General features: G+C 66.8%; 29 protein-coding genes, 1 other RNA gene and 1 riboswitch. Of the genes, 16 read left to right on the forward strand and 14 right to left on the reverse strand.

What is annotated here, in order from left to right; translation table 11 throughout:
• Positions 1-59 precede the first annotated feature (59 nt).
• The 3 genes from RM50_RS13465 (at position 60) to RM50_RS21275 (ending at position 1541) form a co-directional block, all read left to right on the forward strand.
• Positions 60-887, forward strand: coding sequence for a DUF4097 family beta strand repeat-containing protein (locus tag RM50_RS13465; protein ID WP_043453476.1), 828 nt, complete (start codon positions 60-62; stop codon positions 885-887).
• The gene (locus tag RM50_RS13470) at positions 887-1348 is read left to right on the forward strand and encodes a PadR family transcriptional regulator (protein ID WP_043453479.1); all 462 of its coding nucleotides are present in this window, start codon (positions 887-889) and stop codon (positions 1346-1348) included. Before RM50_RS13465 ends, RM50_RS13470 begins: the two co-directional genes overlap by 1 nt.
• A 118-nt stretch (positions 1349-1466) precedes the next feature.
• Positions 1467-1541 (forward strand): 50S ribosomal protein bL37, encoded by a 75-nt coding sequence (locus RM50_RS21275; RefSeq protein WP_369299106.1) that lies wholly within the window; start codon positions 1467-1469, stop codon positions 1539-1541.
• Positions 1542-1641: 100 nt separating this feature from the next.
• On the opposite strand, the gene rsrA is transcribed toward RM50_RS21275, so the two are convergent.
• A complete protein-coding gene (gene rsrA, locus RM50_RS13475) occupies positions 1642-1902 on the reverse strand; it encodes a mycothiol system anti-sigma-R factor (protein WP_043453481.1) in 261 nt (86 codons plus the stop codon).
• Positions 1899-2672 (reverse strand): sigma-70 family RNA polymerase sigma factor, encoded by a 774-nt coding sequence (locus RM50_RS13480; protein WP_240471957.1) that lies wholly within the window; start codon positions 2670-2672, stop codon positions 1899-1901. The genes rsrA and RM50_RS13480 overlap by 4 nt, the downstream gene beginning before the upstream one ends.
• 276 nt (positions 2673-2948) lie before the next feature.
• On the opposite strand from RM50_RS13480, the gene RM50_RS13485 reads away from it, so the two are divergent.
• The 10 genes from RM50_RS13485 to RM50_RS13530 all read left to right on the forward strand — a co-directional run bounded on the left by RM50_RS13485 (position 2949) and on the right by RM50_RS13530 (position 11432).
• Complete coding sequence (locus RM50_RS13485; protein ID WP_043453483.1) at positions 2949-3497, forward strand: DoxX family protein; 549 nt, start codon at positions 2949-2951, stop codon at positions 3495-3497.
• Positions 3498-3503: 6 nt separating this feature from the next.
• Positions 3504-4883 (forward strand): 3-phosphoshikimate 1-carboxyvinyltransferase, encoded by a 1380-nt coding sequence (aroA, locus tag RM50_RS13490; protein ID WP_043453486.1) that lies wholly within the window; start codon positions 3504-3506, stop codon positions 4881-4883.
• Positions 4867-5982: a ribosome small subunit-dependent GTPase A gene (gene rsgA / locus RM50_RS13495; RefSeq protein ID WP_043453489.1), complete on the forward strand. Its 1116-nt coding sequence runs from the start codon at positions 4867-4869 to the stop codon at positions 5980-5982. The genes aroA and rsgA overlap by 17 nt, the downstream gene beginning before the upstream one ends.
• A 44-nt stretch (positions 5983-6026) precedes the next feature.
• Positions 6027-6839, forward strand: a complete 813-nt coding sequence (hisN, locus tag RM50_RS13500) for a histidinol-phosphatase (protein WP_043453490.1) — start codon at positions 6027-6029, stop codon at positions 6837-6839.
• A gap of 152 nt (positions 6840-6991) precedes the next feature.
• Positions 6992-7105: riboswitch (SAM riboswitch) on the forward strand.
• A 36-nt stretch (positions 7106-7141) separates the two neighbouring features.
• Positions 7142-8560 (forward strand): aminotransferase class V-fold PLP-dependent enzyme, encoded by a 1419-nt coding sequence (locus RM50_RS13505; protein ID WP_043453493.1) that lies wholly within the window; start codon positions 7142-7144, stop codon positions 8558-8560.
• Positions 8561-8669: 109 nt separating this feature from the next.
• On the forward strand, positions 8670-9428 hold the full coding sequence (locus tag RM50_RS13510) for a class I SAM-dependent methyltransferase (protein WP_043453496.1): 759 nt from the start codon (positions 8670-8672) through the stop codon (positions 9426-9428).
• 46 nt (positions 9429-9474) lie between these two features.
• Positions 9475-10188 carry a metal-dependent transcriptional regulator gene (locus tag RM50_RS13515; protein ID WP_043453499.1) on the forward strand — a complete coding sequence of 238 codons (714 nt, stop codon included), beginning with the start codon at positions 9475-9477 and terminating at the stop codon, positions 10186-10188.
• Positions 10189-10195: 7 nt separating this feature from the next.
• On the forward strand, positions 10196-10600 hold the full coding sequence (locus RM50_RS13520) for a fluoride efflux transporter FluC (RefSeq protein ID WP_043453584.1): 405 nt from the start codon (positions 10196-10198) through the stop codon (positions 10598-10600).
• Complete coding sequence (locus RM50_RS13525) at positions 10597-10995, forward strand: fluoride efflux transporter FluC (protein WP_043453502.1); 399 nt, start codon at positions 10597-10599, stop codon at positions 10993-10995. The genes RM50_RS13520 and RM50_RS13525 overlap by 4 nt, the downstream gene beginning before the upstream one ends.
• A gap of 68 nt (positions 10996-11063) precedes the next feature.
• Positions 11064-11432 carry a hypothetical protein gene (locus RM50_RS13530; protein ID WP_043453505.1) on the forward strand — a complete coding sequence of 123 codons (369 nt, stop codon included), beginning with the start codon at positions 11064-11066 and terminating at the stop codon, positions 11430-11432.
• 76 nt (positions 11433-11508) lie between these two features.
• Here RM50_RS13530 and RM50_RS13535 read toward each other — a convergent pair whose 3' ends face one another.
• Entirely contained in the window at positions 11509-12492 is a 984-nt protein-coding gene (locus tag RM50_RS13535) for a S1C family serine protease (protein ID WP_043453508.1), read from the reverse strand.
• A 162-nt stretch (positions 12493-12654) separates the two neighbouring features.
• Between RM50_RS13535 and RM50_RS13540 the strand changes: the two genes are divergently transcribed.
• Positions 12655-13119, forward strand: a complete 465-nt coding sequence (locus RM50_RS13540) for a pyridoxamine 5'-phosphate oxidase family protein (RefSeq protein ID WP_043453511.1) — start codon at positions 12655-12657, stop codon at positions 13117-13119.
• Positions 13120-13149: 30 nt separating this feature from the next.
• Here the strand turns inward: RM50_RS13540 and RM50_RS13545 are convergent, their stop codons facing one another.
• Both RM50_RS13545 and RM50_RS13550 read right to left on the reverse strand, forming a co-directional pair.
• Complete coding sequence (locus RM50_RS13545) at positions 13150-14205, reverse strand: zinc-dependent alcohol dehydrogenase family protein (protein ID WP_043453514.1); 1056 nt, start codon at positions 14203-14205, stop codon at positions 13150-13152.
• A 9-nt stretch (positions 14206-14214) separates the two neighbouring features.
• Entirely contained in the window at positions 14215-15078 is an 864-nt protein-coding gene (locus RM50_RS13550) for a hypothetical protein (protein WP_082007082.1), read from the reverse strand.
• A gap of 150 nt (positions 15079-15228) precedes the next feature.
• Here RM50_RS13550 and RM50_RS13555 point away from each other — a divergent pair, with 150 nt between their 5' ends.
• On the forward strand, positions 15229-15699 hold the full coding sequence (locus RM50_RS13555) for a pyridoxamine 5'-phosphate oxidase family protein (RefSeq protein ID WP_043453517.1): 471 nt from the start codon (positions 15229-15231) through the stop codon (positions 15697-15699).
• Between the two features lie 39 nt (positions 15700-15738).
• A complete protein-coding gene (locus tag RM50_RS13560) occupies positions 15739-16734 on the forward strand; it encodes a zinc-dependent alcohol dehydrogenase family protein (protein WP_430929411.1) in 996 nt (331 codons plus the stop codon).
• Between the two features lie 29 nt (positions 16735-16763).
• Here the strand turns inward: RM50_RS13560 and RM50_RS13565 are convergent, their stop codons facing one another.
• The 9 genes from RM50_RS13565 to ftsE all read right to left on the reverse strand — a co-directional run bounded on the left by RM50_RS13565 (position 16764) and on the right by ftsE (position 26171).
• A complete protein-coding gene (locus RM50_RS13565) occupies positions 16764-17789 on the reverse strand; it encodes an ATP-dependent 6-phosphofructokinase (protein WP_043453523.1) in 1026 nt (341 codons plus the stop codon).
• Positions 17786-20971, reverse strand: a complete 3186-nt coding sequence (locus tag RM50_RS13570; protein ID WP_043453525.1) for an HAD-IA family hydrolase — start codon at positions 20969-20971, stop codon at positions 17786-17788. Before RM50_RS13570 ends, RM50_RS13565 begins: the two co-directional genes overlap by 4 nt.
• Positions 20972-21026: 55 nt before the next feature.
• Positions 21027-21494 carry a pyridoxamine 5'-phosphate oxidase family protein gene (locus RM50_RS13575; protein ID WP_052260223.1) on the reverse strand — a complete coding sequence of 156 codons (468 nt, stop codon included), beginning with the start codon at positions 21492-21494 and terminating at the stop codon, positions 21027-21029.
• A 59-nt stretch (positions 21495-21553) separates the two neighbouring features.
• Complete coding sequence (locus RM50_RS13580; protein ID WP_043453529.1) at positions 21554-21832, reverse strand: hypothetical protein; 279 nt, start codon at positions 21830-21832, stop codon at positions 21554-21556.
• Positions 21833-22014: 182 nt separating this feature from the next.
• Positions 22015-22383, reverse strand: a transfer-messenger RNA (tmRNA) gene (gene ssrA, locus RM50_RS20425).
• Between the two features lie 73 nt (positions 22384-22456).
• Positions 22457-22930, reverse strand: coding sequence for an SsrA-binding protein SmpB (gene smpB, locus RM50_RS13585; protein ID WP_043453530.1), 474 nt, complete (start codon positions 22928-22930; stop codon positions 22457-22459).
• Between the two features lie 83 nt (positions 22931-23013).
• Positions 23014-24444, reverse strand: a complete 1431-nt coding sequence (locus tag RM50_RS13590) for a M23 family metallopeptidase (protein ID WP_043453533.1) — start codon at positions 24442-24444, stop codon at positions 23014-23016.
• 27 nt (positions 24445-24471) lie between these two features.
• A complete protein-coding gene (gene ftsX, locus RM50_RS13595) occupies positions 24472-25386 on the reverse strand; it encodes a permease-like cell division protein FtsX (protein ID WP_043453535.1) in 915 nt (304 codons plus the stop codon).
• Positions 25383-26171, reverse strand: a complete 789-nt coding sequence (gene ftsE, locus RM50_RS13600; protein ID WP_043453537.1) for a cell division ATP-binding protein FtsE — start codon at positions 26169-26171, stop codon at positions 25383-25385. The genes ftsX and ftsE overlap by 4 nt, the downstream gene beginning before the upstream one ends.
• Positions 26172-26475 lie beyond the last annotated feature (304 nt).

A 26475-nucleotide genomic window follows, 5' to 3' on the forward strand; every position in this document is an offset into this window, starting at 1 on the left:
CCCTTCGCCGGGCGCCACTAGGTTGGTCCGGAACGCGATATATCGGTTTGGAGGAAACGATGCCCGCCGGACAGTGGACTGTTACGGACCCGCAAACCATCGAGGTCGACGGCGTCACGTCCGTCAAGCTGGGCGCTGTCCGGGGGAAATTCGAAATTGTGCCGCACGGTGGGCCCTCGGTGCAGCTTGAGGTTTCCGAGGTCAAGGGCGACCCCGTGGCCGTTTCCCTCACCGGGGGCAGGCTGGAGATCAGGCACCAGCTGCACGGACCCCAGGGCTGGTTCAAAAACCTGATGGAAACGGTCAACCACACCAGCGACAATACGGCGGTCATCAGGATCTCCGTCCCGGCCGGCGTGGAGGTCGAAGCGGGCACGGTGAGCGGCGAGGGCCTGGTGTCCGGCCTGGCCGCGCACATCCGGCTTAATACGGTGTCAGGGTCGATCGAGGCGGCCGGCACGTCCGGGGAACTGCAGGTCAACACCGTCAGCGGCAGGGTATCGGTACGCGGCCACCGTGGCGTCCTGACCGCAAAGACGGTGTCCGGTGAGGTGACCGCCTCCGGCCACTTCACCAATGTCCGCGCCAACACCGTCAGCGGCCACCTCAGCTTCGAGCTGCTCGGTTTCACCAACGACTTCGGCTCCAACTCCGTCTCGGGCGACGTCACGGTCACGATGCCCCACGACGTCGGAGCCGACATCGTCGCGAAGTCCGCCGGCGGCGCGGTGATCCTGGACGGCCAACAGTTCCTCCTGGCCAACGGCAAGGTGGAAACCATTTCCGGCCCTGACACGCAGCTCATGCTGGTCAGGACAAACTCCGTGTCCGGCAGGACGTCCATTGTCCACGCCCCTGCCGGCACCGCCGGAGACGCGGCGGGCTGATGCCTGCGGTCTTTGCCCACGGCGCGTTGCGCCTCTACCTCCTTGCCCTGCTGGAAGGCGGCCCCAAACACGGTTACGAGCTCATCAAGGAGCTCAGGGACAGATTCCACGGCGCCTATTCGCCCAGCGCCGGAACGGTCTACCCACGGCTGGGAAAGCTTGAGGGCGAAGGCTTGGTGGCCATCGAATCCGCCGGGCGCCGCATCACCTACCGCCTCACCTCCGCCGGGCTTGCCGAACTGAAGAGGCACCGGAAGGACCTGGCAGCAGTGGAAGACGGCATCGCCGCCTCCGTGCACCAACTGGACGCCGAGCTGCTGCTCCAGCAGTTCCACGACCGGCTGCGCGCGGACCTGCGGCGCCATGCACAGCAGGGACCGCTCAACGCGGTATCGCTGGAAACCGTCAGGACCGTCCTGGACCAGGCCAGGACGGCCATCGACCGTGCGCTGGCGCCCTGACCTGCACGCCCGGCAATCCTGCCGCAGGTCATCCACCTGTTCCCGGTTCGCGGGCCGCGACATCATGTGGGAGACTTGAGGGCAGCTCTTTTGAGTACCAACAGTAAGGAGGCCAGCTATGAGCAAGCGTGCACGCAAGCGTCGTGACCGTAAGCGTGGCGGCGCGAACCACGGGAAGCGCCCCAACACCTAGGCACATGCCAGGAACTGCGGTTCAAGGAAAGGACCCCGCAAGCCAACCGGCTTCCGGGGTCCTTTGCTGTCTGCAGTCCTGGCCTGGACAGGGCCTGGCCCTACGCCTCCACGGGACGGATGCCGTGGATCCGGTCCAGGATGGCGTTCTTCAAATTGTCCGGGGCAGATTCCTTGCAGGACCGCTTGACCATGTTGCGGATCACGCACTCGAGGTCGTACTGCTCCGTGCACTCCGGGCACTGATCAAGGTGGTTCTTGATTTCGGTGATGTCCTCACGGGTCAGTGCCCCGTCAAGGTACTCGTAGATGCGTTGCATCCGGGTGTCATCGCAGTCGCCCAATCCCTGGCAGTCGCTCATTTCCTGTTCTCCTGTGCTTTGCTTCCTGCCGCATCCGACGCATCCGCGGCCGTTTTGAATCCCCGCTCCGCGGCGTACTCCGCGAGCATGTCCCGCAACATTCGCCGGCCGCGGTGGAGCCGGGACATCACGGTGCCGATCGGCGTGTTCATGATGTCTGAGATTTCCTTGTAGGCGAACCCCTCCACGTCGGCGAAGTAGACCGCCAGGCGGAACTCCTCCGGGATGTCCTGCAGGGCACGCTTAACGTCCGAATCCGGAAGATGGTCGAGCGCCTCGGCCTCTGCCGAACGCAGCCCGCTTGACGTGTGCGACTCCGCCCGGGCCAGCTGCCAGTCCTCAATGCTGTCCGAGTTGGACTGCAGCGGTTCGCGCTGCCTCTTGCGGTAGAGGTTGATGTAGGTGTTGGTCAGGATCCGGTATAGCCAGGCTTTGAGGTTCGTCCCCGGCTTGTACTGGTGGAAGGCCGAAAAAGCCTTGGTGTAGGCCTCCTGCACCAGGTCCTCCGCGTCCGAGGGGTTCCGGGCCATGCGCATGGCAGCTGAATACAGCTGGTCCACGTACTGCATGGCGTCCCGCTCAAAACGCAGCCGGCGCTGCTCAACGGTTTCGGTGGAAATGTCGACAGTACCGTCGTCGGTCTCCGCTTCACCGGCTGGCGAATCAGGGCTTGCCTGTCCGGCCGGCAGCGGCGCGATACCCGTACCGCCGTTCAATTCGCCGGGGGAAGCCTCATACATGGCCGCAACGGCCGGATCCAGGGTGCTCATTGCCTTCAAGTCTACTGTCAGGCTTCCGCGCCGGGGCATGCCGTATTCCGGCGGTTCGGCGGCCAGCTTGTCCACTGTCACCGGCCCCGCCTGCCTGGTTCCGTCCAACACCTTCCCCAAGGGCCAACTCCGCTCTGTTTCGGGTGAATGATTGTCCGGGCCCTTGACGTGGACCCAGCGAGCATAACCGCCTCCCACGGGCAAATATTCCCCAAAAGTGCAAGACTAGGACCGACTCCGCCGCTTGCCGCGGTTCGTCCATCCAGGAGGAAATCCATGTCCTTTGTCCGCACGCTCGCCCGGCCCATGCTTGCCTCCAGTTTCGTCCTTGCCGGACTGGACAAGCTCAAGAACTCCGATGACACCGCCCAGCAGCTTTCCCCGCTGCTGCGCAAGGCCGCGGCCTCGCTGCCCTTCCAGGCGAACGAAAAGACGCTTGCCCGGGTGATCGGTGGAACGCAGGTGGGTGCCGGCGTCCTGTTCGGCCTTGGCAAGTTTTCCCGGCTCTCCGCAGGGCTGCTCACGGTGATCTCCTTCCTGAACACCTTTGTGGAGTGGCGCAGCGCGGACATCAGCAGCAAGGAAGGCCGGGACAACCGGCGGAACCAGCTGCTCAAGAACCTCTCGCTGAGCGGCGGCGCCTTGCTCGCATCCGTGGACACCGCCGGCAAGCCCGGCCTCGCCTGGCGCGCAGAACACCTGGCCGCGGATGCGCGCCGCAACGCCTCGCACCTGGCTGCCGACGCCCGCAGGACCACCACCAAGAAGCTGAACAAGGCGGACAAGGCCGTGCGCCGCGCCGCCAAGCACGCCACGGGAGCATAAGCACGAATGACCGCACCAGCCGCCACCCGTGACGGGGCCCCTGTCCAGCACTGGGCCGCACCTTTTGCCTCCCGGCCCGTCGATGCCACCGTCACGGTGCCCGGATCGAAGTCCCTGACCAACAGGTACCTGGTCCTGGCAGCCCTTGCGGACGGCCCGTCACGCCTGCGCGCGCCCCTGCATTCGAGGGACTCGGCACTGATGGTCGATGCACTCCGGCAGCTGGGTGCCACCATCACGGAGGTGCCCGGGGACGGCGCCTTCGGCCCGGACCTGGAAGTGGTGCCGCTGCCCGCGGCGGCGGCACCATCGGCCACCAGGATTGACTGCGGGCTCGCGGGCACCGTCATGCGGTTTGTCCCGCCGCTGGCTGCGCTGCGCAGCGGAACCAGCGTGTTCGACGGCGACCCGCACGCACGGAAGCGGCCCATGGGCACCATCATCGAGGCCCTGAAGGCGCTGGGTGTGGACGTTTCGGCGGAGGACGGCAGCGCGCCGTCGTCGCTCCCGTTCTTGGTGCAGGGCACCGGCGCCGTCCGCGGCGGCCACCTGGTGATCGACGCCAGCGCCTCCTCCCAGTTCGTTTCCGCCCTCCTGCTGGTGGGCGCCAGGTTCGACGAAGGCCTGCACCTGGAACACGTGGGGAAGCCCGTCCCCAGCCTTGACCACATCAACATGACCGTGGCCGTACTGCGGGGCGCAGGCGTGTCCGTGGACGACTCCGTCCCCAACCACTGGGTGGTGGCGCCGGGCCCGATCCGGGCCTTCGACCAGCGGATTGAACAGGACCTCTCCAATGCCGGGCCGTTCCTGGCAGCGGCCTTGGCCACGCGGGGCACGGTCCGGATCCCGAACTGGCCCACGGAAACCCAGCAGGTGGGCGACCTGTGGCGCAATATCCTGGCAAGCATGGGTGCCACCGTCACCCTGGAAGACGGCCTCCTCACCGTCACCGGCGGCCCGGAGATCAAGGGCGGCGACTTCGCGGACACCAGCGAACTGGCCCCCACGGTGGCGGCGCTCTGTGCCCTGGCCACCGGCCCATCCCGGCTTACCGGGATCGCACACCTCCGCGGCCACGAAACGGACCGGCTTGCCGCCCTCGTGGCGGAAATCAACCGGCTCGGCGGTGACGCCGAGGAGACCGACGACGGTCTGCTGATCCGCCCCGCACGGCTGCACGCCGGCGTCGTCCACAGCTATGCCGACCACCGCATGGCCACCGCGGGGGCAATCCTGGGACTGGCCGTGGAAGGCGTCCAGGTGGAGGACATCGCCACCACCGCCAAGACCATGCCCGATTTCCCGGAACTGTGGGCAGGCATGCTGGCGCAGCAGGCGTCCGAAGCCGGACCGGAAGGGCGCGGCAGTGGCGCGGAGAACTGATTCCTGGGACGAATCAGACGTTCGGGTCCGCCCGAACAAGAAAGGCTCCCGGCCCCGCACCAAGGACCGGCCCAGCCATGACGACGCCGTCACCGGACGGATCATCACGGTGGACCGCGGCCGCTACACGGCGGTGGTGGACGAGGACTCGGAGAACGAGCGGGTCGTCGTCGCGGCCCGCGCCCGCGAGCTTCGCCGCTCACCGGTGGTTGCCGGTGATTTTGTTTCGCTGGTGGGTGACGTGTCCGGTGCCCCGGACACGCTGGCCCGCCTGGTGAAGATCCAGGACCGGCACACGCTCCTGCGCCGCAGCGCGGACGATACCGACCCCGTCGAGCGCGCGGTCGTGGCCAACGCCGACCAACTGGTGATTGTTGTGGCAGCCGCCAATCCGGAACCCCGCACTGGCTTCATCGACCGTGCCCTGGTGGCCGCCTACGACGCCGGGATCGAGCCGATCCTGCTGGTCACCAAGGCCGACGTCAAGGACCCCGCGGACCTGCTGTCCAACTACACCCACCTGGACTTCCCGGTGATCATCAGCCGGACGGCGGACGCCCGGGCCTCGGGAATCGACGCCCGCTCGGACGACGGCCTTTCGGCCCGGCTGGACAGGGCGGCGGTGGCTGCCCTGCGGGCCCACCTGGACGGCAAGGTCACCGTGATGCTCGGACACTCGGGCGTGGGCAAGTCCACCATGGTCAACGCCCTGACCGGCGCCGAGCGGGCCACCGGCGGAGTCAACGCCGTGACCGGGCGGGGCCGCCACACGTCGTCGTCCGCCCTGGCCCTGCGCCTGGCGGACGCACCGCCGGGCAGCTGGATCATCGACACCCCCGGCATCCGCTCCTTCGGCCTGGCCCACGTGGACCCTGACCGGATCCTGCGGTCCTTCCCGGACCTCTCCCCCGGCATCGACAACTGCGAGCGCGGCTGCAAGCACACGGCAACCGCCGTGAACTGCGGCCTCGATGACTGGGTGGGCGGCGGACACGCCGGCCCCACGGGACCGGCCAGGCTGGCGTCCCTGCGGCGGCTGCTCGGTACCGACCCACGGATGGAAGCGCAGGAAACCAAGGAGCTTGGCAGCGTCAACTGACGCGTTCTCCCGGCGGAAGCGCCCGCAGACGGTAGTTTGGAACCATGATCCAACCCGCTTCGAGCTACAACGATGACCTGCGCCTGGCCCATGTCCTGGCCGACTCCGTGGACGACCAGACCATGAGCCGCTTCAAGGCCCTGGACCTCCACGTTGAGACCAAGCCGGACCTGACGCCGGTCACCGACGCCGACAAGGCCGCCGAGGAAGCCATCCGCGGCCAGCTCTCCCGCTCCCGGCCCCGCGATGCCGTCCTGGGTGAGGAATTCGGCAGCACCGGCCACGGCTCGCGGCGCTGGATCATCGATCCCATTGACGGGACCAAAAACTTTGTCCGCGGCGTTCCGGTGTGGGCCACGCTGATCGCCCTGGTGGACGAGGGCGAGCCCGTGGTGGGCGTGGTCAGCGCCCCTGCCCTGGGCAAGCGCTGGTGGGCGGCGAAGGGCATGGGCGCCTACATGGGCCGGTCGCTGGCTGCCGCCACCAGGCTTCGGGTCTCCAACGTGTCCAGCCTCTCAGACGCGTCCCTCTCCTACTCCAGCCTCACGGGATGGAAGGAACGCGGAAACCTGGATGAATTCCTCGGCCTCACCGAGGACGTCTGGCGGACCAGGGCCTACGGTGACTTCTGGTCCTACTGCATGGTGGCCGAGGGCTCGGTGGACATCGCCTGCGAACCGGAGCTGAACCTCTATGACATGGCGGCCCTGGTGCCCATTGTGGTGGAGGCCGGCGGCCGCTTCACCTCCCTGGAAGGCGAGGACGGGCCGTTCGGCGGGAACGCGCTGGCCACCAATTCGATCCTGCACTCAGAGGTGCTGCACCGGCTCAATCCGTACCTCGACGACCTGCTGTAACGGCCGCAGATCCCCTTCTTCCGCGAATTTTACGACGCCGGGCGCCTCCCCAAAGGGGCGTCCGGCGTCGTTTATTCGATGGGGCGTAACAAAACCCTTAACAATTGCCGCGGCTTCAGTCCTGGCCGCCCGATGTCCTACGCTTTTATGCAGGTCACGAGTGCCAGCGCAAAACCCCGGTTTGCTGGCCGGCAACCCTCCATTCGCGGTGGGGTGCCCCGGGTGACGACCAGGCCGGTCCGGAGCGGATACGGCAAGCGCGGATTCCTAACGCCGGAGTCCTGTAGTCAAGTGAGGTCTCTGTGACAACTGCCACCGTCTCCCCCCAGCACGCCATTGCCGACGCTGCCGTCCCCGATGCACGCCACGCCGCCGCCGGCAGGCCCCTCGCTGCCGTGACCGGCGCCGAGATCCAGGCGCCCCTGATTGCCGGCGGCCACGTCCGCTACGCGAACCTCGACTACGGCGCGTCAGCACCGGCCCTGTCGGTGGTGTCCGCCTACCTGAACGAGATCCTGCCCTACTACGCGAGCGTCCACCGCGGGGCCGGGTACGCCTCCCAAATCAGCACCTCGGTGTACGAGAACGCCCGCAGCATCGTCCGCGACTTTGTGGGCGGCCGGCCGGATGACTCGGTCATCTTCACCCGCAACACCACCGACTCGCTGAACCTGCTGGCCGGTTGCCTGCCCCTGCACGATGGCCGCCCGGCCGGCGATGTCCTCTACCTGGACATCGAGCACCATGCCAATCTCCTGCCATGGCAGGGCGTCCCGCACCGCAGCATCGTGGCCGCGGACACCATCGCCGGCACCCTGGACGCCGTGCGCGCCGAACTGGAGCAGGGTGGGGTGAGCCTGCTGGCCGTCACGGGCGCATCCAACGTCACGGGCGAGATCCTGCCCATCCGGGCCCTGGCCGCGCTGGCCCACCAGCATGGCGCCCGGATCGTGGTGGACGCGGCACAGCTCGCACCGCACCGCCGGGTGGACATCACTGCCGACGACGTCGACTACCTCGCGTTTTCCGGGCACAAGCTGTACGCGCCCTTCGGTGCAGGCGTCCTGGTGGGACGGCCCGACTGGCTGGACGCCGGCGTCCCGCACCTTGCCGGTGGCGGTGCCGTCAAGGAAGCACGGCTCGACGGCGTCAGCTGGGCCATAGGGCCGGCCCGCCACGAGGGGGGCTCGCCGAACGTCCTCGGTGCCGCCACCCTGGCCCGCGCCACGCAGGTGATCGCGGGTCTGGACCAGGACCGCTGGCACGCCCACGAATCCGCCATCCGCTCATTCCTTGTTGAGGGCCTGCAGCGCATCGACGGCGTGACCGTCCACCAGATCTTCAAGGACACCAACCCGGAAACGGACACTATCGGCGTGGTCAACTTCTCCGTCGAGGGCTACGACGCGGGACTGGTGGCCGCCTACCTCTCCGCGGAGCACGGCGTGGGCCTGCGCGACGGACGTTTCTGCGCCCACCCCCTGCTCAAGCGCCTGGGGCTGCCGTCCGGTTCCCTGCGGGCAAGCTTTGGTGTCGGTTCCCGGCTGGAGGACGCCGCGCGCCTCCTCGCAGGCATCCAGGCACTGCGGACCAACGGCCTGGGATGGGACTACGTTGTGGACGCTGGCCGGTGGGTACCCGCCAACGACACCCGCACCTACCCCCACTGGGCACCCAACACCCCCGGCACCGCAGGCGCGGCGCCCTGCATCGACGACTAAGCCTGCGGCGGCCCCGAACCGCCGCCGGCCGCTGCCACCAACCCTTCCGGCACTGCAGATACGGTAAATTCTTAAGGTACCGCAGGGCGTTGACTGAAGGAGGCCGCACGTGGTTCGGGGTGGCCCCAGGCTCGATCACGGGCGGCGCCGGGAGCTTGGACAAAGTTTCCAGGACGGCGGCAGGCACTACCAGCGCGTCCGGCCCGGCTATCCGCAGGAGTCGGCCCGGTGGCTGGTACCCGCCGGGGCGCATGATGCCCTGGACGTCGGCGCCGGAACCGGAAAGTTCACTGCCCTGCTGCTGGACATGGGACTGGACGTCGCCGCCGTCGACCCCTCGGCGGACATGCTTGCCCAACTCGAGGAACACTATCCGGCCGCCACCGCCGCGCCGGGGACTGCCGAGGCGACCGGCCTGCCGGACGCCTCCTTCGACGTCGTCACCGTTGCTCAGGCGTGGCACTGGTGCGACCCCCTGGCAGCAAGCACGGAACTGGCCCGCGTGCTTCGGCCGCACGGGACCCTGGGCCTGGTCTGGAACCAGCTGGACACCTCCGTCCCCTGGGTGCACCGGCTCTCCCGGATCATGCATGCCGGTGATGTGTACCGGCCAGGCCACAAGCCCGTGGTGGGCCCGGAATTCCGCGGGCTCGAGGGACATGTCACCCACTGGCAGGACAGGGTGACCACCGCCGACCTGATGGAGCTCACCAAATCGCGCAGCTACTACCTGCGGGCCGGTGAGGCGACGCGTGCCAAGGTCCTGGCCAACCTCGATTGGTATCTGCATGACCACCTCGCCTACCGCGACGGCCAGCAACTCGATCTTCCGTACCTCACCCTCGCCTGGCGGGCTGTCAAGGCATGACGGCGGCCTCCCATGCCCGGTGCGTCGAGCCGGTAGGCTTGAACGCGTGAAGACCAGCGCGCCCTCCTCCTCGATCGAGGACTACGTCAAGGTCATCTATTCCTTCACCGAATGGCAGGACAAGCCCATCACTTCCTCCCAGCTTGCACAGCGGCTGGGGGTGGCCAATTCCTCGGTGTCCGAGATGGTCCGCAAGCTCAAGGACCAGGGCCTGGTGGACCACAAGCCCTACAGCGCCGTCACCCTGACCGAGGCCGGCCTGCGGCTGGCCCTGGCCATGGTCCGGCGCCACCGGCTGATCGAGACCTACCTGGTCCAGCGTCTCGGTTACAGCTGGGATGAAGTCCACGATGAAGCCGAACAGCTGGAGCACGCCGTGTCGGACACGTTCATCGAACGCGTCGCGGCCAAACTCGGGAACCCCCGCCGGGACCCGCACGGCGACCCCATTCCCACGGCAGACGGCCAAGTGCTGATGCCCCACGCGCACCTCCTCGCCGGGCTGGACCAGGGGCACACGGGCAGGATCACCCGGATCAGCGACGACAACCCCGAACTCCTGCGGTACCTCGCCGCCCAGGAAATCGACCTGGATGCCGAGGTACAGGTGCTGGGCAGGAAGCCGTTCGGCGGCGCGCTGGTGGTGCGGATCAGCGGTCCGGACGGCCCGCGGGAGTACGACCTGGCGGATGAGATAGCCGCCGCGCTGTGGGTCTCCACCGACACCCCCCATCCCGGCTGCCTCCTGGACGGCAGCTGACGTGGCGATGCCCGAAGGCCGCGCCTGGCTCGCTGTGGCTGCCGGCGGGCTGATTGGCACCGAACTGAGGTACGGGCTGGGCCTGGCCTTTCCGGACCTACCCGGGTCGGTTCCCTGGGCAACGCTCGGCATCAACGTCAGCGGCAGCTTTGCCCTGGCCGCGTTGACCACCATGTGGATGGCCCGCCCGCACACCGCATTCTGGCTGCGCGCCGGGATCGGTCCGGGCCTGCTGGGCTCGTTCACCACCTTTTCCGCCGTCATCCTCGCCTCCGACCAGCTGGTGCGCGCCGGCGCCCACCCGGTGTGGACGGCCTACCTGGGTCTGTCCCTCGTCCTGGGTCTTGCCGCCGCCGGCGCGGGGTGGCGGCTCGGCAGGCTCATCTCCCGGAACCGGGACGGCCAGCCATGACCGCTGCTGCCCTGGTGGGAGTCTTTGGCGTGGCGGGTGCGCTCCTGCGGTTTGGGATCGACAGCTGGTTCGCCCATCACAGCAGCATCCGCAGCGTCCGCACCGGCAGCCGCGGGCGGCTGCACTGGCCCTGGGCCACCCTGGTGGTCAATGTCGTGGGATGCTTCATCATCGGCCTGGCCCATGGGGTGACCGGCCGGCTGGGGCTGGGAACTGAGTGGCAGCTGGGACTGGCCACTGGCCTGGCAGGCGGACTCACCACGTTCAGCTCCTGGACCACCGCCACGGTCCGGCTGCTCAGCGAGGCGCGCTTCGGTTCCGCGGCGTTGAACGTGGGGGCCAACCTCGCCCTCGGTTTTGCCGCCGCCGCAGCCGGCATCGCCCTGGTTGGCTGACTCTCCAGCTGATTGATCCCCGCCCGCTGCGACGGCAGAAGCTGTCCACTCCCGTATGGTGGACTGTGATGATCAGCCGACGTGACGCAGCAATAGCCCTTGATGTTCCGCTTGAGATGGCACAGCGCCACGGCCTGCCCAAATGGATGGCGGAGGAGGATCTGCGCGCCATCCTGGACAATCCCCCGCCCTGGCTGGTGCAGTCACGTGCCAACCGCACGGGCAAACGCCCGGTCTGGGTGCACCTGGAGTGCGCCGTCTGCGGCTATGAGGAGGCGGCACGTCCCAAGAAGTGGTGGCCGGACTTCACCTATGTGGTCTGTGACGATCACGCACCGTCCGAGGTTCCCGCCGTCCGTCCCGGCTGGGTCCGGAGCGAGTACGACGGCGTGGGGACGCGTTTCACAGGCATCGCGGACGTGGAAGCGCCCCGCTAGGCGCGTACCCGGGTGATGGCACGCCAGGCCCTCCATGCCGGGCGTGACCGCCCGGCCTTGCGGCCGTCGTCGCGCGTTAAGCCGGACCGGTGGGCGTCATTTCCTCCGGAACGGCGGCGAGGTGCAGTTCGGCGCCATCGCGCAGCACGGCCACATCGAGGGGCCGGCCGATGGCGTCGGCGAAGAGGAGCCGCTGCAGGCTTTCGGCGTTGCTGACGGGGCGGCCGCCGGCAGTGACGATGATGTCCCCCGCGGACAGCCCCGCCTTGCCGGCAGGTGATCCCGGCAGCACCTCCACGACCCGCAGCCCTTGCTTTTGGCCCGTGCGGATCACCGCGCTGGGCCCAAGCTGGATGGGAGTGCTCACCAGGCCCAGATAGGCCCGCCGCACCCTGCCGTCCGTCAGCAGGGCCGAGATGATCCTGCGGGTGGTGGCATTGATCGGGATGGCCAGGCCCAGGCCGGCGCCCGCCACCGCCGTGTTGATGCCCACAATCCTTGAATGGGTGTCTGCCAGCGCTCCGCCGGAGTTTCCGGGGTTGAGCGCGGCATCGGTCTGGATGACATCCTCGATGACCCGCCTGTTGCCGCCCGACCAGACGGGAATCGCCCGGCCCAGGCCGCTGACCACGCCTGCCGTGACCGAACCTGCCAGCCCCAGCGGATTCCCCACCGCGACCACCAGCTGGCCCACGCGAAGGGACTCGGCGTCGCCAAATTCGGCCGGCCTGACCTTGGGACGGGAACCGTGCACCACTGCCAGGTCGGACAACGGATCGGCGCCCACCAGTTCCAGCTCCATCCTGCTGCCGTCGGCAAAGACGGCAAAGCCCTGTTGGGTGCCTGCCACCACGTGGGAGTTGGTCAACAGGTAGCCGTCCTCCGTGAAGAGGACAGCCGAGCCTGCCCCCACCCTGACCCGGCCGTTGCGGCGCGGGGCCGTCATTTCGATGGCTGCCACGTGCGGGGTGACTGCTGCTGCCACCCTCATCACTGTCTGCGAGTACGAGTCCAGCAGGTCCTCGTCCCGGTCCGGTATGGGTTCCCGCGCCTGGTCCATGGCGCACCTCCAATGCGGTGCCGCGTGCGGCTGTGTCCCCTCTTTCAGGGGCTTTACGGGAATCAACGCCGGCGGCGGCCCATCCAGTCCCGGCGCAGCTACGCCATGGGTGAACGCAGGGGTGCGGTGCGCGGCCGCTGTCCAGGACCTAGGATCGGTACCATGACTGGTTCACCCGAGGGGTCCCACACCGAGATCCTGCGTCCTGATGAATGCTGGCAGTATCTCCGGTCGTCCTACATCGGGCGGCTGGCCGTCATCAATGATGGCGTCCCGGAGATCTTCCCCGTCAATTTCTCGGTCGCCGGGGAAACCCTGCTGTTCAGGACGGCGCCGGGCACCAAGCTCCGCGCCCTGCTCACCGGCGCCGTGGCGGCGCTCGAGGTGGACGGCCTCAACCCCTACGCCACCCAGGTATGGAGCGTAGTGGCCAAGGGAAGGCCTGGTCCTTTCGATGAAGGCAGCATGACCCTTCCGGAAGCCGACGCGGACAGGGAACCCTGGGAGCCGGGGCTCAAGGACCATCTGGTAGCCATCACTCCCACCGACCTTTCGGGCCGGCGCTTCGCGGTGAGCCCCCGCCACCGGTGGTGGCCGCCGGTGGATTTCTCCGCGGACTGGCTGTAGCCGCCTTCCAGCGTTCCCGGCCGGTGGGCGTCAGGACGTGATGATCACCTTCAACGCTTTGGTCTCGGCAGCGCGGGAAAAGGTGTCGTAGGCCTCGAGGAACTGGTCGAAGCCAAAATGGTGGGTGGCGAATTTTTCCGCCCTGATCTTTCCCTGGGCCACAAGCCTGAGCAGCATGGGCGTGGTGTTGGTGTTCACCAGCCCCATGCTGATGTTGATGTTCTGGATCCAGAGGTTTTCGAGGTGGAGTTCCACGGGTTTTCCGTGGACGCCAACATTCGCCACCGACCCGCCCGGCCGCACGATCCCGGTGCACATCGCGAAGGTCTCGGGGACGCCCACGGCCTCGATGGCAACGTCGACGCCCTGACCGCCGGTCAGCGCCATTACCTGGTCCTTCCAGTCACTGCTCCCGGACAGCACCGTATCCGTGGCCCCGAACTCCCGGGCTTTCTGCAGGCGGTTGGCGTCCAGGTCGATCGCCACCACGGTGGCCGCACCGTACAGGCCTGCGGTGGTGATCGCCGCAAGGCCCACCGGCCCGGCCCCCACCACCGCCACGCTGTCGCCCGGCTTCACCCGTCCGTACTGCACCCCGATCTCAAACCCGGTGGGAAGAATGTCGGAGAGCATGACGGCCTGTTCATCGCTGACCCCGGACGGCAACAGGTGCAGCGAGTTGTCTGCGTAGGGCACCCGGACATACTCAGCCTGGGTACCGTCGATCAGGTGCCCGAAGATCCAGCCGGTGCCCTCCTGGCCCTCGTCCCCCAGGCAGTGCGAGTAAAGGCCCGTCCTGCAGTTGGCACAGTGGCCGCAGGATTTGATGCAGGAGATGATGACGCGGTCGTTCACTTTCAGGCCGGTGACCGACGGGCCGGTCTCCACGATGGTGCCCACCCCTTCGTGGCCCAGGATCCGGCCCTTTGCGACGGCGGGCACGTCGCCTTTGAGGATATGCAGATCGGTACCGCAGATCGTGGTGGTGTCGACTTTGACGATGGCATCGCCGGGCTGCTGGATCCGGGGGTCGGGAACATCGGTCCACGACTTGTTTCCGGGCCCGCCGTAGACAAGGGCTTTCATTGGTATTCCTTACTGTGAGGACAGGCCGGGTGTGGTCTGGCGGCCTGGTTGCGGGACGGGTGGACCGGGAGGAATGGACGGCGCCGCTGCGGGGATCCGGAGTTTGGCCAGGTGCAGGAGTGCGAGGACAAGGAACAGGCCCGAGAGCGCAAGGGCCGGCAGGAGCGCCGGCAGGCCGGGCGCTGAGCCGAACAGCGGCTTGACCAGCTCCCCCACGGCCAGCGAGAAGATGAGCGTGAAGCCAAGGACATACAGTGCCGGCAGGAGCAGCAGCCCGGTGCGGCGGTTCCGGTAGGTCAGGACGGACAGGATCAGGAACGCGGGCATGATGAAGCAAAGGTCCAGGATGAAGATCGAGTAGAGCGAATCGATGCGCTGACCGGTTTGCATCAGGGGCAGGAGCATGCCGATCCAGAGGGGGTAGAAGATCAGAGGCTGGAGGAGTGCGCCGGAGGCCGACGTGATCCTCAGGGCCCGTGGCAGGGCTGCCGGCGGGGTGGCACGGTCCATGGTTGCTCCGGCCACGGCCATGGCCCAGAAGGAAACGGCAAAGACCGCCATGTAGAGCAGGTACAGGCCGTTGTAGGTCCGCTCGATCACATAGATTCCGTAGCCGTAGAACAGGTAGCCCAGCAGACCCAGGGCCACAATCTGGTGCTTTGTCCCCTTCCGGCCTGCAGCGAGGGACAGGTACAGCAGGCCGAGACCGGCTGCTGCTGAGAGAAGATCTTGTGAGTAGGCGCCGGGGATGAGGTCAGCGGCAACAACGCCGTTGTAGATGGCTGGCCGCCACAGGCCGGTCCCTGCCGCGGCAACTGCCAGCAGCCCGGCTGTGGCCCACAGCAGGCGGTGGAGGAAGAGATGCGTCAGCATGGCTGCCTTTCGCGGGATGGTCTGGGTTCCCGGGCGTCTCCCACAGCGTCCCATCGGGGTTTGGCAGGCCCCAAGGGCCATAGGTCCTCCCTTTCAGGCCGGGCCTTTATGCCCTTTCCGGGAATGGAAGAGTTGCCTACGCTGTGCCGTATGACTGAGAACACGAACATCCCCGTGCCGGAGATCCTCGACGAAGAAGAATGCTGGGCGCTGCTCTCCCAGACCGGAGTGGGCCGGCTGGCCGTCATCGCCGATGGCCATCCCGATGTCTTTCCCGTTAACTACAAGGTGGACGGGCAGACCCTGGTTTTCCGCACCGGCGGGGGCACCAAGCAGCAGGCCATCCAGGCCGACGCCACCGTGGCCTTGGAAGCCGACGCGGTCAGCCAGCAGTTCGGCCTTGCGTGGAGTGTGGTGGTAAAGGGCAAGGCCGCCGAGACCGTCCCCACCGGCCCGGCCCTGGATGACATCCGGCGGGCGCTGTTTCCCTGGCAGGGGGTGTCCCAGGAACACTTCATCCGCATCACGCCCGAGTCGGTTACGGGCAGGCGCTTCACCATGGGCGCGCCGATGCTGTGGCAGACGCCGCTGGACGACGCGACCCGGGCCGGATTCGAATAAGCCAACAAGCGCCGCTGACGCACCGTGCGCGCCTGGTGGGTGAACGATCCGGGGCCGGTCTCCAGGCATCCGCTGGTTCAGGGCGTCCGTGCCACACCCGTGCCCGCAGCCAACGAACTCCTGGTGGATATCACGGTCTGCGGCATCTGCCGCACCGACCTGCACCTGGCCGAAGGAGACCTCGCACCCCACCGTCCGCAAGCCGTTCCCGGGCACGAAGCGGTGGGCCTGGTGGTTGCAACAGGTGCCCGTTGCTCCAGGTTCAGGATCGGCGACCGGGTTGGCGTGGCATGGCTGGGCGGCGTCTGCGGCACCTGCCGGTACTGCCGCCGCGGTGACGAAAACCTGTGCGTGTCACCGGTATTTACCGGCTGGGACAGGGATGGCGGCTACGCCGAACAGCTGACGGTGGCGGAGGACTTCGCCTACCCGTTGCCTGATGCTTTCTCTGACGAACAGGCTGCGCCGCTCCTGTGTTCGGGAATCATCGGGTACCGGGCGCTGAAGCGCGCGGAGCTGCCGGCAGGTGGGCGGCTTGGAATCTACGGCTTTGGCAGTTCCGCCCACATCACCGCCCAGCTGGCAATCAAGCAGGGTGCTTCCGTGTTCGTCATGACCCGTTCAGCGGAGGCGCGGAAGCTCGCGCTGGAGCTGGGGGCGGTGTACGCGGGGGACGCTGACGACCACCCGCCGGTGCCGCTCGATTCCGCCATCCTTTTTGCACCAGCGGGCGATCTGGTCCCGGTGGCGCTGCGGGCCCTTGACCGCGGCGGAACCCTGGCCATCGCCGGAATCCACCTCAGCCGCATCCCGGCCCTGGACTACGGAAGGGAGCTCTTTTTCGAACGCCAGGTACGGAGCGTCACCGCCAACACGCGGGTTGACGGAAACGAGTTCCTTGCGCTCGCGGCACGGCTGTCCCTGGCACTCACCACAACGGCCTATCCCTTCGAATCTGCGGACAGGGCCCTGGAGGACCTGGCGGCCGACAGGATCACAGGGTCGGCAGTCCTTCGGGTCCGCCCCGGCCAGTGATCGCCGGTATCCGGCGTGGTTGCCCTGCTTCACCCGAACAGGACCGCTGCCTCCTGGTACCGTGCCTCCGGTACCACTTTCAGCTCCCCCAGCGCTTCCTCAAGCCTGACGTTTACGATATCCGTGCCGCGCAGCGCCACCATGGTGCCCCACTTGCCGGTTGCCGCCGACTGGACGGCTGCCATGCCAAGCCTGGTCGCCAGGACGCGGTCGAACGCCGTCGGCTCACCCCCGCGCTGGATGTGGCCCAGGACGGTGGCCCGGGTTTCGATGCCGGTCCGGAGCTGCAGCTCACCTTCGAGCAGCAGGCCGATGCCACCCAGGCGCGGGCGCCCGAACGTGTCCAAGCCACGGGGGGCGTAGGGTGTGGCCTGACCCTCCGGCGCGAAGGCCTCGGCCACCACGACAAGGGGCGCCCTGCCGCGGTCCCGCGCTGACAGCACCCAGGAGCAAATGTGGTCAATCGACACGGGATGCTCGGGGATCAGGATGGCATGCGCACCGGCGGCCATTCCCGAATGCAGCGCTATCCAGCCGGCATTGCGGCCCATGACCTCCGCAATCATGCACCGGTGGTGCGATTCACCCGTCGTGCGCAGCCGGTCGATGGCTTCAGTGGCGGTCTGTACGGCTGAGTCAAAGCCGAACGTGTAATCAGTGGCCCCGAGGTCGTTGTCAATCGTCTTGGGCACTCCCACCACGTTCAGGCCCTGTCCGCACAGTTCCCGCGCGGCCGCCAGTGTCCCTTCTCCCCCGATGGCGATAAGGCCGTCCAGTCCGTTGCGCTCGAAGCAGGCACGGACGCCCTCAATTCCCTTCCCTGTCAGTGGGTTGGTCCTGGAGGTGCCCAGGATGGTGCCGCCCAGGCGTGAGATTCCCCGGACACCCGTCCGGGGAAGGGGAACCATGTCCTGTTCCAGGACGCCCCGCCATCCGTCCCGGAAACCCAAAAATTCGTAGCCGTGTGCAACGTCGCCGCCCAGCACAGCTCCCCGGATGACCGCGTTGACCCCGGGGCAGTCACCGCCGCTGGTCAGGATCCCCAGGCGTTTCACGACGCCACCGTCCCGGGAGCCCGCACAGGCAGGGGAAAGGTCCTGGTCCGGCCGGGGGGAAGGAGTACGTCGCTGCCGCTGACGTGCACCTTGATGGGCCCGGCGTCACCCGGGGCGGATGCGATGCTCATGTGGCCGTCCTTGAGATGGACCCGCAGGCGGTGTCCGCGGTACAGGACCTCGAAGGCCACGGCGCTGAGCCCCGTTGGCAGGTTCGGCGCGAACAGAATGGTGTCGCCACTGAACCGCAGGCCGGCGAAGCTGCGTTGCACCACGTCGATGGTTCCTCCCATGGCGCCCAAGTGTATCCCCGCACGCGTGGTGCCATGCTGCGTATCGTCCAGATCGGCGTCGAGCGCTTCCCGGAAACTGTCCCATGCCCGGTCCGCGTCCAGTCCGGCGAGGACGGATGCGTGCGCCACCCGGCTCAGGGTTGACCCGTGGGCTGTCCGGGCCAGGTAGTACTCGATGGTCCGGTTGAGGTGCTTCTGGGTGAAACCGTAGTGGAGCCGTTGAAGGATGGTGACCAGGCCCTGATGCCCCAGCAGGTACGGGAGCATCAGGACGTCGGCCTGCTTTGCCAGCCTGTAGCAGTTGGTGGCGTCGCCTTCTGCTTCGAGGATGAGATCCAGCCGTTCAATGTCGCCGTACCTGTCGCGGTAATGTTCCCAGTCCAGCTCCTTCAGATCACCGTAGCCCTCAAACTGGCTGATGACGCCGTCGCTGTGGAAGGGGACGTACATCGCCGTCCCCATATGCGCCCACCCGGCGGTTTCCTCGTCGGTGACCCCGAGGCGTTCCATGAGGCCGGCACGTTCGCTTCCGTGCAGGAAGGACATGATGCCCGCGGCCTGCGAGCAAACCCAGGCCGCCATGACATTGGTGTAGGCGTTATCGTCGAGCCCGGGGATGTCCCGGCTGGGGTAGCCCGTATGGTACTCATCCGGGCCCACCACGCCGCGCAGGTGGTACCGGCCGCCCCGCTGGTCATAGTCGGCGAGGGAACGGAAGAACCGGGCAACTTCAATGACCAGTTCGGCTCCGCGTTGAAGCAGCCAGATCTTGTTTCCGGTGGCCTGGAAGTACTGCCAGGCGTTGAAGGCGACGGCAAGGCCGGAGTGGACCTGCAGGTGCGAAAAGTCCTTGACCCAACGGCCGGACCGTTCGTTGTACAGCCATTTGGGCGTTTCCTCGGTCCCGTCGCTGCCGCTTTGCCACGGGAACTTGGCGCCGGCCAGGCCCTCCACGGCTGCAGCGTGCCGGGCCGCAGGAAGCCGCCGCCACCTGTAGTCAATCAGGGACCGGGCAACGTCGGGGGTCCGTGAGGTCAGGACCGGCAGGACGAACAGCTCATCCCAGAAGACGTGTCCGCGGTAGCCTTCGCCGTGCAGGCCGCGCGCAGTGACGCCGGCATCCAGCTCGGCCGTGTGGTGCGTCAGCGTCTGCAGCAAGTGGAAAATGTGCAGGTTGAGGACCAGGCGCACCTGCACGGGCGCCTCGATCTCCACCATGAAGGGGCGGAGCTCACGCCGCCAGGCCTCCTCGTGTGCAGCCAGCACTGAATCGAAGTCCCCGCCGGTACGCTCCAGCACCGCACGGGCTCCCGTTTCGGGCGAGGAGATGGCACGGTCCTTGGATGTCACCACAGCCACGGTCTTGGTGATCCGTACCGGGGTTCCCGCATCCAGGGATAGCAGGAGGTCATGGAAGTGGAAGGAGCCTTTCCTGCCCGGCTCACCTCCTGCTGGCTCTCCGGACACGTAGGTCCGGTGCGCCGCGGCGATGCGGATGAGGCTTTGGCTGGTTTCCACCTCGACGACGGATGTCGGGTCGGTGGGGGCCTCCGGTCCGGCGCGGTGAGGGGCGGTCCGGTCGACCAGGTGGATATCGGCTCCCTGCGCGCGTTCAGGGAGGTTCGCGTTGCGGACTCCGGCATTGATCCCGCTCCGGACCTCAACCTGCCCGTTCCAGCCCAAGGCCGTGATGACCGTTTCGAGGACCAGCAGGTGGGGTTCCGCCATGGATGCAAAGCGTGTCTGCACCACTTCAAGGCGCCGCCGGTCCGCGCCTTCCAGCAGCAGCCGGCGCTCCAGTACCGCCCGGCGGAGGTCCAGCACCCGGCGCTCGCGGATAACCGTCATTCCCCCGTCCGACCACCAGGTCCGGCCGGCCAGGCGGATATCGAGTGGAAGGCAGTCCGGGGCATTGACCATGTGTTCTTCCAGCAGCATCTCTCCGGCTGACTCGGCGCGGACCCGGTTGTAGATGCCGGCAAGGTACATGCCCGCATAGCTGAAGGGGCCGCCTTCGGGCGCCGCTCCCCTGACGCCCATGTAGCCGTTGCCCAGGGTGGTGAGGGCCTCCCGGTGGCCCTCGTGTCCGGCGTCGAAACCCTCGTACGCCAGGTGCCAGGCATTGCCGATGATCAGCCCCAAATCCAGTTCGCCCACGTCATTGAGCACGGTGCCTGCGCCGGCGGCTTCCAACTGGCGGCGGTTGCCCGTCCGGGCAATTCCGACGACGAGGCCGAAGCCTCCGCGGTTCCCGGCCTCGACACCCGCCGCGGAATCCTCGATCACCACGGCGTGTGACGGCGGCACTCCAAGCTTGGATGCCGCCGCGAGGAACACGTCCGGCGCCGGCTTTCCCCGCAGGCCAAGCCCGGCCGCCGTCGTTCCGTCCATCACAACCCGGAACAGGCCGTGGATGCCCGCGGCGTCCAGGACGGCCGGCGCGTTCCGGCTTGAGGTAACGACGGCGGTGGGGACTCCGGCGTCAGCAAGCCTCTGCAGCAGCTCCAGGGTGCCCGGATAGCTTTGGACGCCGTCTTCGCGCAGGCGCTGCAGGAAGAGTTCGTTTTTCCATGCCCCGAGGCCGAATCCCGTCCAGGCGCCGGCCTCGTCGGCCTCTTTTCCCTTGTCCATGTGGACTCCGCGCGAGGCAAGGAACCGCACGACGCCTTCCTCCCGCGGCAGCCCGTCGATGTAGGTGAGGTAGTCGGACCTGGACAAGGGTTCCTGGTTGGTACCGCCGGGAATTCTTGGGTCGTGCAGGATCCGGTCGAACGCGTCTTTCCACGCGGCCTGGTGGACCATGGCGGTATTGGTGACCACGCCGTCCAGGTCGAAAATCACGGCGTCGAACGGTGGCTTTGCTGCGGCGGCTGTCGGCGACCCGGTCATAGGTCAGTGCTACCAGTCCCGGCCCGTTCCGCACAGGGCCGTTGGGCCTGCCGGCCTACTGCCCGGTGTCCGCAGGGGCCGTGCGGGCCACATGGCTCCACCAGGTCAGCGGGGAGGTGATCGTGAAGCGCCTCCCGGACACGGAGGTCGGGACGATGCGGACAAAGTGGTCCTTTTCGCCGGCCTGCCAGGGGAAAAGGGTAAGCCCTGCACCGCGCAGGAGTTCCTCCGATGGCTCCAGGACCACGGCCTTGCCTTTGACCAGGACACTCCACGCTTTGGCGTCGCCATGGCCGTCGGCTTCAAGCGCGACGGCGAGTGGTCCCCCGGCGGCCCGCAGCTTGGTCCCTTCCCCGGTCCGGAAGATGACCGATTCGTGGTCCACCTTGAAGTTCACCGGGAAGACCTCGGGGTACCCGTCGACGAGCACCGCCAGGTGCCCCACGGAAACCCCCCGCAGGAGGTCCCAGCATGCTGCGGCATCCAGGACTTCGGTAGGCGTTTGCGGCGGATCGTTGTGCATATCGATGAAAGTAGTGGTTTGCCGTGGGGGTCACTAGAGCATTTAGGCCCGGCGGCTCTCTAGAACGGGGCTTGCTTGGGCCTGGTCCGCCGGCGCCAGGAGTCCGGGGTGCGGACGTCGCGGTAGCGGACCGGCAGCCTGACGATGTCGGCTTCAGCGGTATCGACAAGGCATCGGTAGCCGCTCAGGGTGTCCAGGATCCAGACAAGTCCACGCTCCGGGGCTGTTTCCGTTACGGGTCCGCGGTGCACCAGGCGGCTCCGGTAGAAGACCTCGATGGCGTCTCCGGGGGCAAGGGGCTGAAGGGGGTCCAGCGCGGGGTGGTGTTTGGTGGTCATCGTGTTCCTTTTCGGTTCGGACAGCTCCCCCAACACCAAGCTTGGTGGTCCAAGGTTGATTCTGGGTGTCCTTGCGATGATGATCCGGTGGCCTTTTGACTCACCGCCGGTGGTCCCGGCATTCACGCAGCCCGGGCTTGCGGGCAAACAAAAGCACCCCGGTCCGAAGACCGGGGTGCTCACTGTGGAGATGGGGGGAATTGAACCCCCGTCCGATGTCGTGTTGTCAGGGCTTCTCCGGGCGCAGTTTGCGTCGGATTTTCTCGGCCCCAGCCATGCTGCAAACAGCTGGCTGATCCGGGCCCAGTCACCTAAAAGTCCCGTTTACTCCGGTGACGGGAGCAAACAGCAGTGGCTATCTAAATGACGCCAGGATCCGGGGCGATAGCAACCCCGGGCTGACGGACTGTCTTACTGCTTAGGCAGCAAGAGCGAAGTCAGTGCGCTTAGATTCGGCACTTATTGGTTTGCAGAAAGCGTTTACGAGATAATTCTGCATCCTCGGCCCGCTTCACCTGTCGCGACTAACACCGTCGAAACCGATCATCCCCGTATTTTGTTACCAAACCGGCTGGCAAGCCCGCCGGACTATCCATAGTAACGCATGCCCCGGCTTAATAATTCCTACCGGCGCCTGTTGCGTTCGCGCATCTCGCGCTGGGCTTCGCGGTTGTCCTGCTGCTCCCGAAGCGTCTGGCGCTTGTCGTACTCGCGCTTACCGCGGGCAACCGCGATTTCCACCTTGGCACGGCCGTCCACGAAGTACAGCTGGAGCGGCACGATGGTGTAGCCGGCTTCCTGTACCTTGCGGGAGATCTTGATGAGCTCCTCACGGTGCAGCAACAGCTTGCGCCGGCGGCGTGCAGCGTGGTTGGTCCAGCTGCCCTGGTTGTACTCCGGGATGTGGATGGCTTCCATCCACAGCTCGTCGTTATAGAACGTGCAGAATCCGTCCACCATGGAGGCGTGCCCCTCGCGCAGGGATTTCACTTCGGTTCCCATCAGCGCGATGCCGGCCTCGTAAGTGTCCAGCACGTGATAGTCGTGCCGGGCCTTGCGGTTGGTGGCCACCACCTTACGGCCACTTTCTTTAGGCACGGGAAAACTCCTCAGGTTCAGGTCGGATGCTGCCGGGCCGGCGCCGCGGAGCTATACCAGTCTACGGCAGCAGCGGTTGTCCCCTACAGCAGCCCCATGGGATCGACGGCGGCACCGTTGAGCCAGGTTTCGAAGTGGGCATGGCAGCCGGTGGAGTTGCCGGTGCTGCCCGAGTAGGCGATCAGCTGTCCCTGCGAGACATGTTGGCCGTTCGAGACCACGATGCTGGAGTTGTGGTAGTAGATGGTGGTCAGCGTATTGCCCTGCACCACGCCGTGATCAATCTTGACGCGCCAGCCGCCGCCGTCGGCGGAATTCCAGCCGGAACTGAAGACCTCGCCGGCTGCCGCCGCATAGACGGGGGTGCCGCAGGCGGCGCCGAAGTCGATGCCGGTGTGCATGTAGCCGCCCGTGCCGTAGAAGTCGATGGTACCCGGCGGGGTGGTGCGGTAGCCGAAGCCGGAGGTGATGGGGATGCTGCCGTCGAAGGGGTGGCGGAGGCCAAAGGCCGACGGCGACCCTGCGGCGGGCGGCACGTACGGCTGGACAGGAGGGGCGGGGCGGTTCGCTGCCGCGGCAGCGGCGGCGGCAGCAGCGGCGGCCGCTTCGGCCTTCCGGCGCTGTTCCGCTTCCCAGGCCTCGCGGGCCCTGCGGTCACGTTCGGCGATCTCGTTCGCCACCTGGTTCTGGTTGGCCTGGACTCCGGCGAGCTGGGCCTGGATCCCTGGTTTGGCCGCCTGGAGTTCGGCATCGAGCCGGGTGGTGTCCGCGATCAGCTGGTCCACCTGGGCCTTCTTGGCTGCGGCTTCGTCACGGGCAGCCTTTTCCCGTTCCAGGGCCGCGTCCGCTTTGGCTTTGAGATCCTTGATCTCTGCTTCCACAGCCTGGAGGCGGGCTTCGGAGTTGACGTTCGTGGCGTTCTGCTGGCTCAGCTTGTCCATGGCCGCGTTCTGGCTGCGCATCGCCTGGTCGGCCAGGTCCATGGTTTCGGTCAGGCTGCTGCCGCTGTTGGAACCGAAGAAGAGCGACAGGTTGGAGGGGACGCCGCCGGACTTGTAGGCCTGGGTGGCGATCTGCCCGATCAGTTTCTTGGTGTCGGCGATCTTCTGCTTGTCGGTTTCCAGTTGCTGGGTGATTTTGGCCTTGTTCTGCTGGGCCATGTCCACGCGTGCGGACAGTGCTTCGACTTCCTTGACGGCGCCGGCCACCCGTCCCTGCGCCTCGAGCAGTGCCTGCTGGGCACCCGGCAGCTGGCCCTGGTAAATTACCAGGTCGCTCGCGGCCTTTGCGATCCGGGAATCGACAAACTCCAGGGACGCCTGGACGCGGGCTGCTTCGGCCTCGAGCGCTGCTTTGCGGTCTTCGAGGTCGTCCGCGAAGGCGACGGGTGTGGCGAAGGACAGGCCGGCGGAAAGGATGACGGTGAGCACACCGCTGACGATCCCCAAACGGCGTGCAGCGGTCCGCCCGCGGCGGTGCCGGGGGCGGGACAAGGCTTGATCAGTTAGGTTCATGGGCATTCCTTGGTCGGTGTGCACAGCCTAAACGCGCAAATATCTACGTAAGGTCAAGAGAGACGAAATTCCTGCCAAGGATCCGCCGAGGATCAGCAGCGCCGGGGCCAGGATCAGGGTCTGGCCGGAGGAGATGAAGGCAGTATCCGGGTACTGCCGGGACATGTAGTCGCCCAGGAAGAACTGCGCCACTGCCCAGAGCGTGCCCGAAGCCAGGGCGGCCCCGATGACTGCAGCGATGACGCCTTCCAGGATGAACGGCAGCTGGATCACCGTTTTGGACGCACCGACGAGCCGCATGATGCCCGTTTCCCTGCGCCTGCTGAAGGCCGAGAGCCGGATGGTGGTGGCGATCAGCAGGATGGCGCAGACGATCATCACGCCTGCGATGCCTACGGCCACCAGGGAGGCCCCGTTCATCACCGAGAAGAGGCGTTCGAGCAGCTGGCGCTGGTCGATGACCGTTTCCACTCCCGGCTGGGAGGAGAACGTCTCGCTGATGATCTGGTACTTTTCAGGGTCCTTCATGTTGATCCGGAAGGACGCCGGCAGCTGGTCCGGAGTCACCGAATCGACAATCGGCGAGTTGGAGAACTGGTCCTTGAAGTGCTTGTAGGCCTCGTCCTTTGACTCGAACTGGAAGTCGTTGATGTATTGCGCCACCGCCGGGGATTCAAGCAGGGCGTTCAGGCCCTGCTGCTGCTCCGGGGTGACGGGCCCCGACGCGCACCCCGGCGCCGTCGAACCTTCACTGCAGAGGAAGATGGCCACCTGGACCTTGTCGTACCAGTAGCCCTTCATCTGGTTGATCTGCATCTGCAGCATGCCGGCCGCGCCCACGAACGTCAGGGACACGAAGGTCACCAGGATGACCGACACCACCATGGAAAGGTTGCGGCGCAGGCCGCTGCCGATCTCGGAAAGAATGAATGCGAGCCTCACCGCTGGGCCTCGCCTTCGGCACCGTTGCCGGGTACGCCGTCGTCGGGCGTTTCCCTGCCGCTGGCGTCCTTAAGGCGCCTGGACTGTCCGACGACGGGAATCATCGAGGTGTACAGTGCCCTCGCTTCGTCGCGGATCACCACGCCGTTCTTCAGCTCCACCACCCGCTTGCGCATCTCGTTGACGATGTCGTCATCGTGCGTGGCCATGACCACGGTGGTGCCGTTCTGGTTGATCTTGTCCAGCACGCCCATGATGCCCATGGAGGTGGTGGGGTCAAGGTTTCCGGTGGGTTCGTCCGCGAGGAGGATTCCGGGCCGGTTGACCACGGCGCGTGCGATGGCAACGCGCTGCTGCTCGCCGCCGGAAAGCTCGTGCGGCATGCGGTGTTCCTTGCCTTCGAGGCCTACCGTCTTGAGGACCTCGGGGACGGTGTCGCGGATGACGCTGCGGCTCTTGCCGATCACCTGCATGGCGAATGCGACGTTCGCGAAAACGTTCTTTTGGGGCAGGAGCCGGAAGTCCTGGAAGACGACGCCGATGCCCCGGCGGAGGCGCGGGACCCGCCAGCTGGAAATTTTGGCAACGTTCTGGCCGGCGACATAGACCGCGCCGGACGTGGCACGGTCCTCCTTCAGTACCAGCCGGAGGAAGGTGGACTTCCCGGAACCTGACGCGCCGACAAGGAAGGCGAATTCGCCGCGGTCAATCTCAAGGTTGACCGAGTCCAGTGCCGGACGGGCTTTCTGGTCGTATACCTTGGTGACATTTTCGAATCGGATCATGGCCCTAAGTACCCTGCAGGCACGGCTGATCCTTCAGATGCAGCCCAGTTCTGCAGCCGGTGCACGGGTTTTCGTTTGGGGAAGGTAGGGCCCCGGCCCCTCGACTATACGCAGGATGCCCGGCGCTTGGGCAGGCTTTCGGGGGCGTGTCGCCGGATCAGGCTGTCGTCTGCCGGACCGGCATCCCCTGTTTCCTTATAATGGGTGGCTGTTTCCTTATAATGGGTGGCTGTGCCCTGGAGCAGCCACGTTGCGGCGGGGTGCATCCACCATTTCCTCCAGGAAGGCCCTTTGTGCGCGTCCT

This window comes from Pseudarthrobacter phenanthrenivorans, from assembly GCF_000813845.1.
GTDB classification, from domain to species: Bacteria; Actinomycetota; Actinomycetes; order Actinomycetales; family Micrococcaceae; genus Arthrobacter; species Arthrobacter phenanthrenivorans_B.

What these genes read in the sequence shown, in the direction of transcription:
- RM50_RS13465 (WP_043453476.1), top strand. Translation starts at nt 60, where the DNA reads ATGCCCGCCGGACAGTGGACTGTTACGGACCCGCAAACCATCGAGGTC.
- RM50_RS13570 (WP_043453525.1), bottom strand. Translation starts at nt 20,971, where the DNA reads ATGACCGGGTCGCCGACAGCCGCCGCAGCAAAGCCACCGTTCGACGCC.
- RM50_RS13580 (WP_043453529.1), bottom strand. Translation starts at nt 21,832, where the DNA reads ATGACCACCAAACACCACCCCGCGCTGGACCCCCTTCAGCCCCTTGCC.
- hisN (WP_043453490.1), top strand. Translation starts at nt 6,027, where the DNA reads ATGATCCAACCCGCTTCGAGCTACAACGATGACCTGCGCCTGGCCCAT.
- RM50_RS13590 (WP_043453533.1), bottom strand. Translation starts at nt 24,444, where the DNA reads ATGAACCTAACTGATCAAGCCTTGTCCCGCCCCCGGCACCGCCGCGGG.
- RM50_RS13575 (WP_052260223.1), bottom strand. Translation starts at nt 21,494, where the DNA reads ATGCACAACGATCCGCCGCAAACGCCTACCGAAGTCCTGGATGCCGCA.
- RM50_RS13555 (WP_043453517.1), top strand. Translation starts at nt 15,229, where the DNA reads ATGACTGAGAACACGAACATCCCCGTGCCGGAGATCCTCGACGAAGAA.
- aroA (WP_043453486.1), top strand. Translation starts at nt 3,504, where the DNA reads ATGACCGCACCAGCCGCCACCCGTGACGGGGCCCCTGTCCAGCACTGG.
- RM50_RS13525 (WP_043453502.1), top strand. Translation starts at nt 10,597, where the DNA reads ATGACCGCTGCTGCCCTGGTGGGAGTCTTTGGCGTGGCGGGTGCGCTC.
- RM50_RS13540 (WP_043453511.1), top strand. Translation starts at nt 12,655, where the DNA reads ATGACTGGTTCACCCGAGGGGTCCCACACCGAGATCCTGCGTCCTGAT.
- RM50_RS13470 (WP_043453479.1), top strand. Translation starts at nt 887, where the DNA reads ATGCCTGCGGTCTTTGCCCACGGCGCGTTGCGCCTCTACCTCCTTGCC.
- RM50_RS13485 (WP_043453483.1), top strand. Translation starts at nt 2,949, where the DNA reads ATGTCCTTTGTCCGCACGCTCGCCCGGCCCATGCTTGCCTCCAGTTTC.
- rsrA (WP_043453481.1), bottom strand. Translation starts at nt 1,902, where the DNA reads ATGAGCGACTGCCAGGGATTGGGCGACTGCGATGACACCCGGATGCAA.
- ftsE (WP_043453537.1), bottom strand. Translation starts at nt 26,171, where the DNA reads ATGATCCGATTCGAAAATGTCACCAAGGTATACGACCAGAAAGCCCGT.
- RM50_RS13545 (WP_043453514.1), bottom strand. Translation starts at nt 14,205, where the DNA reads ATGAAAGCCCTTGTCTACGGCGGGCCCGGAAACAAGTCGTGGACCGAT.
- RM50_RS13535 (WP_043453508.1), bottom strand. Translation starts at nt 12,492, where the DNA reads ATGGACCAGGCGCGGGAACCCATACCGGACCGGGACGAGGACCTGCTG.
- RM50_RS13520 (WP_043453584.1), top strand. Translation starts at nt 10,196, where the DNA reads ATGCCCGAAGGCCGCGCCTGGCTCGCTGTGGCTGCCGGCGGGCTGATT.
- RM50_RS13480 (WP_240471957.1), bottom strand. Translation starts at nt 2,672, where the DNA reads ATGAGCACCCTGGATCCGGCCGTTGCGGCCATGTATGAGGCTTCCCCC.
- RM50_RS13550 (WP_082007082.1), bottom strand. Translation starts at nt 15,078, where the DNA reads ATGCTGACGCATCTCTTCCTCCACCGCCTGCTGTGGGCCACAGCCGGG.
- RM50_RS13530 (WP_043453505.1), top strand. Translation starts at nt 11,064, where the DNA reads ATGATCAGCCGACGTGACGCAGCAATAGCCCTTGATGTTCCGCTTGAG.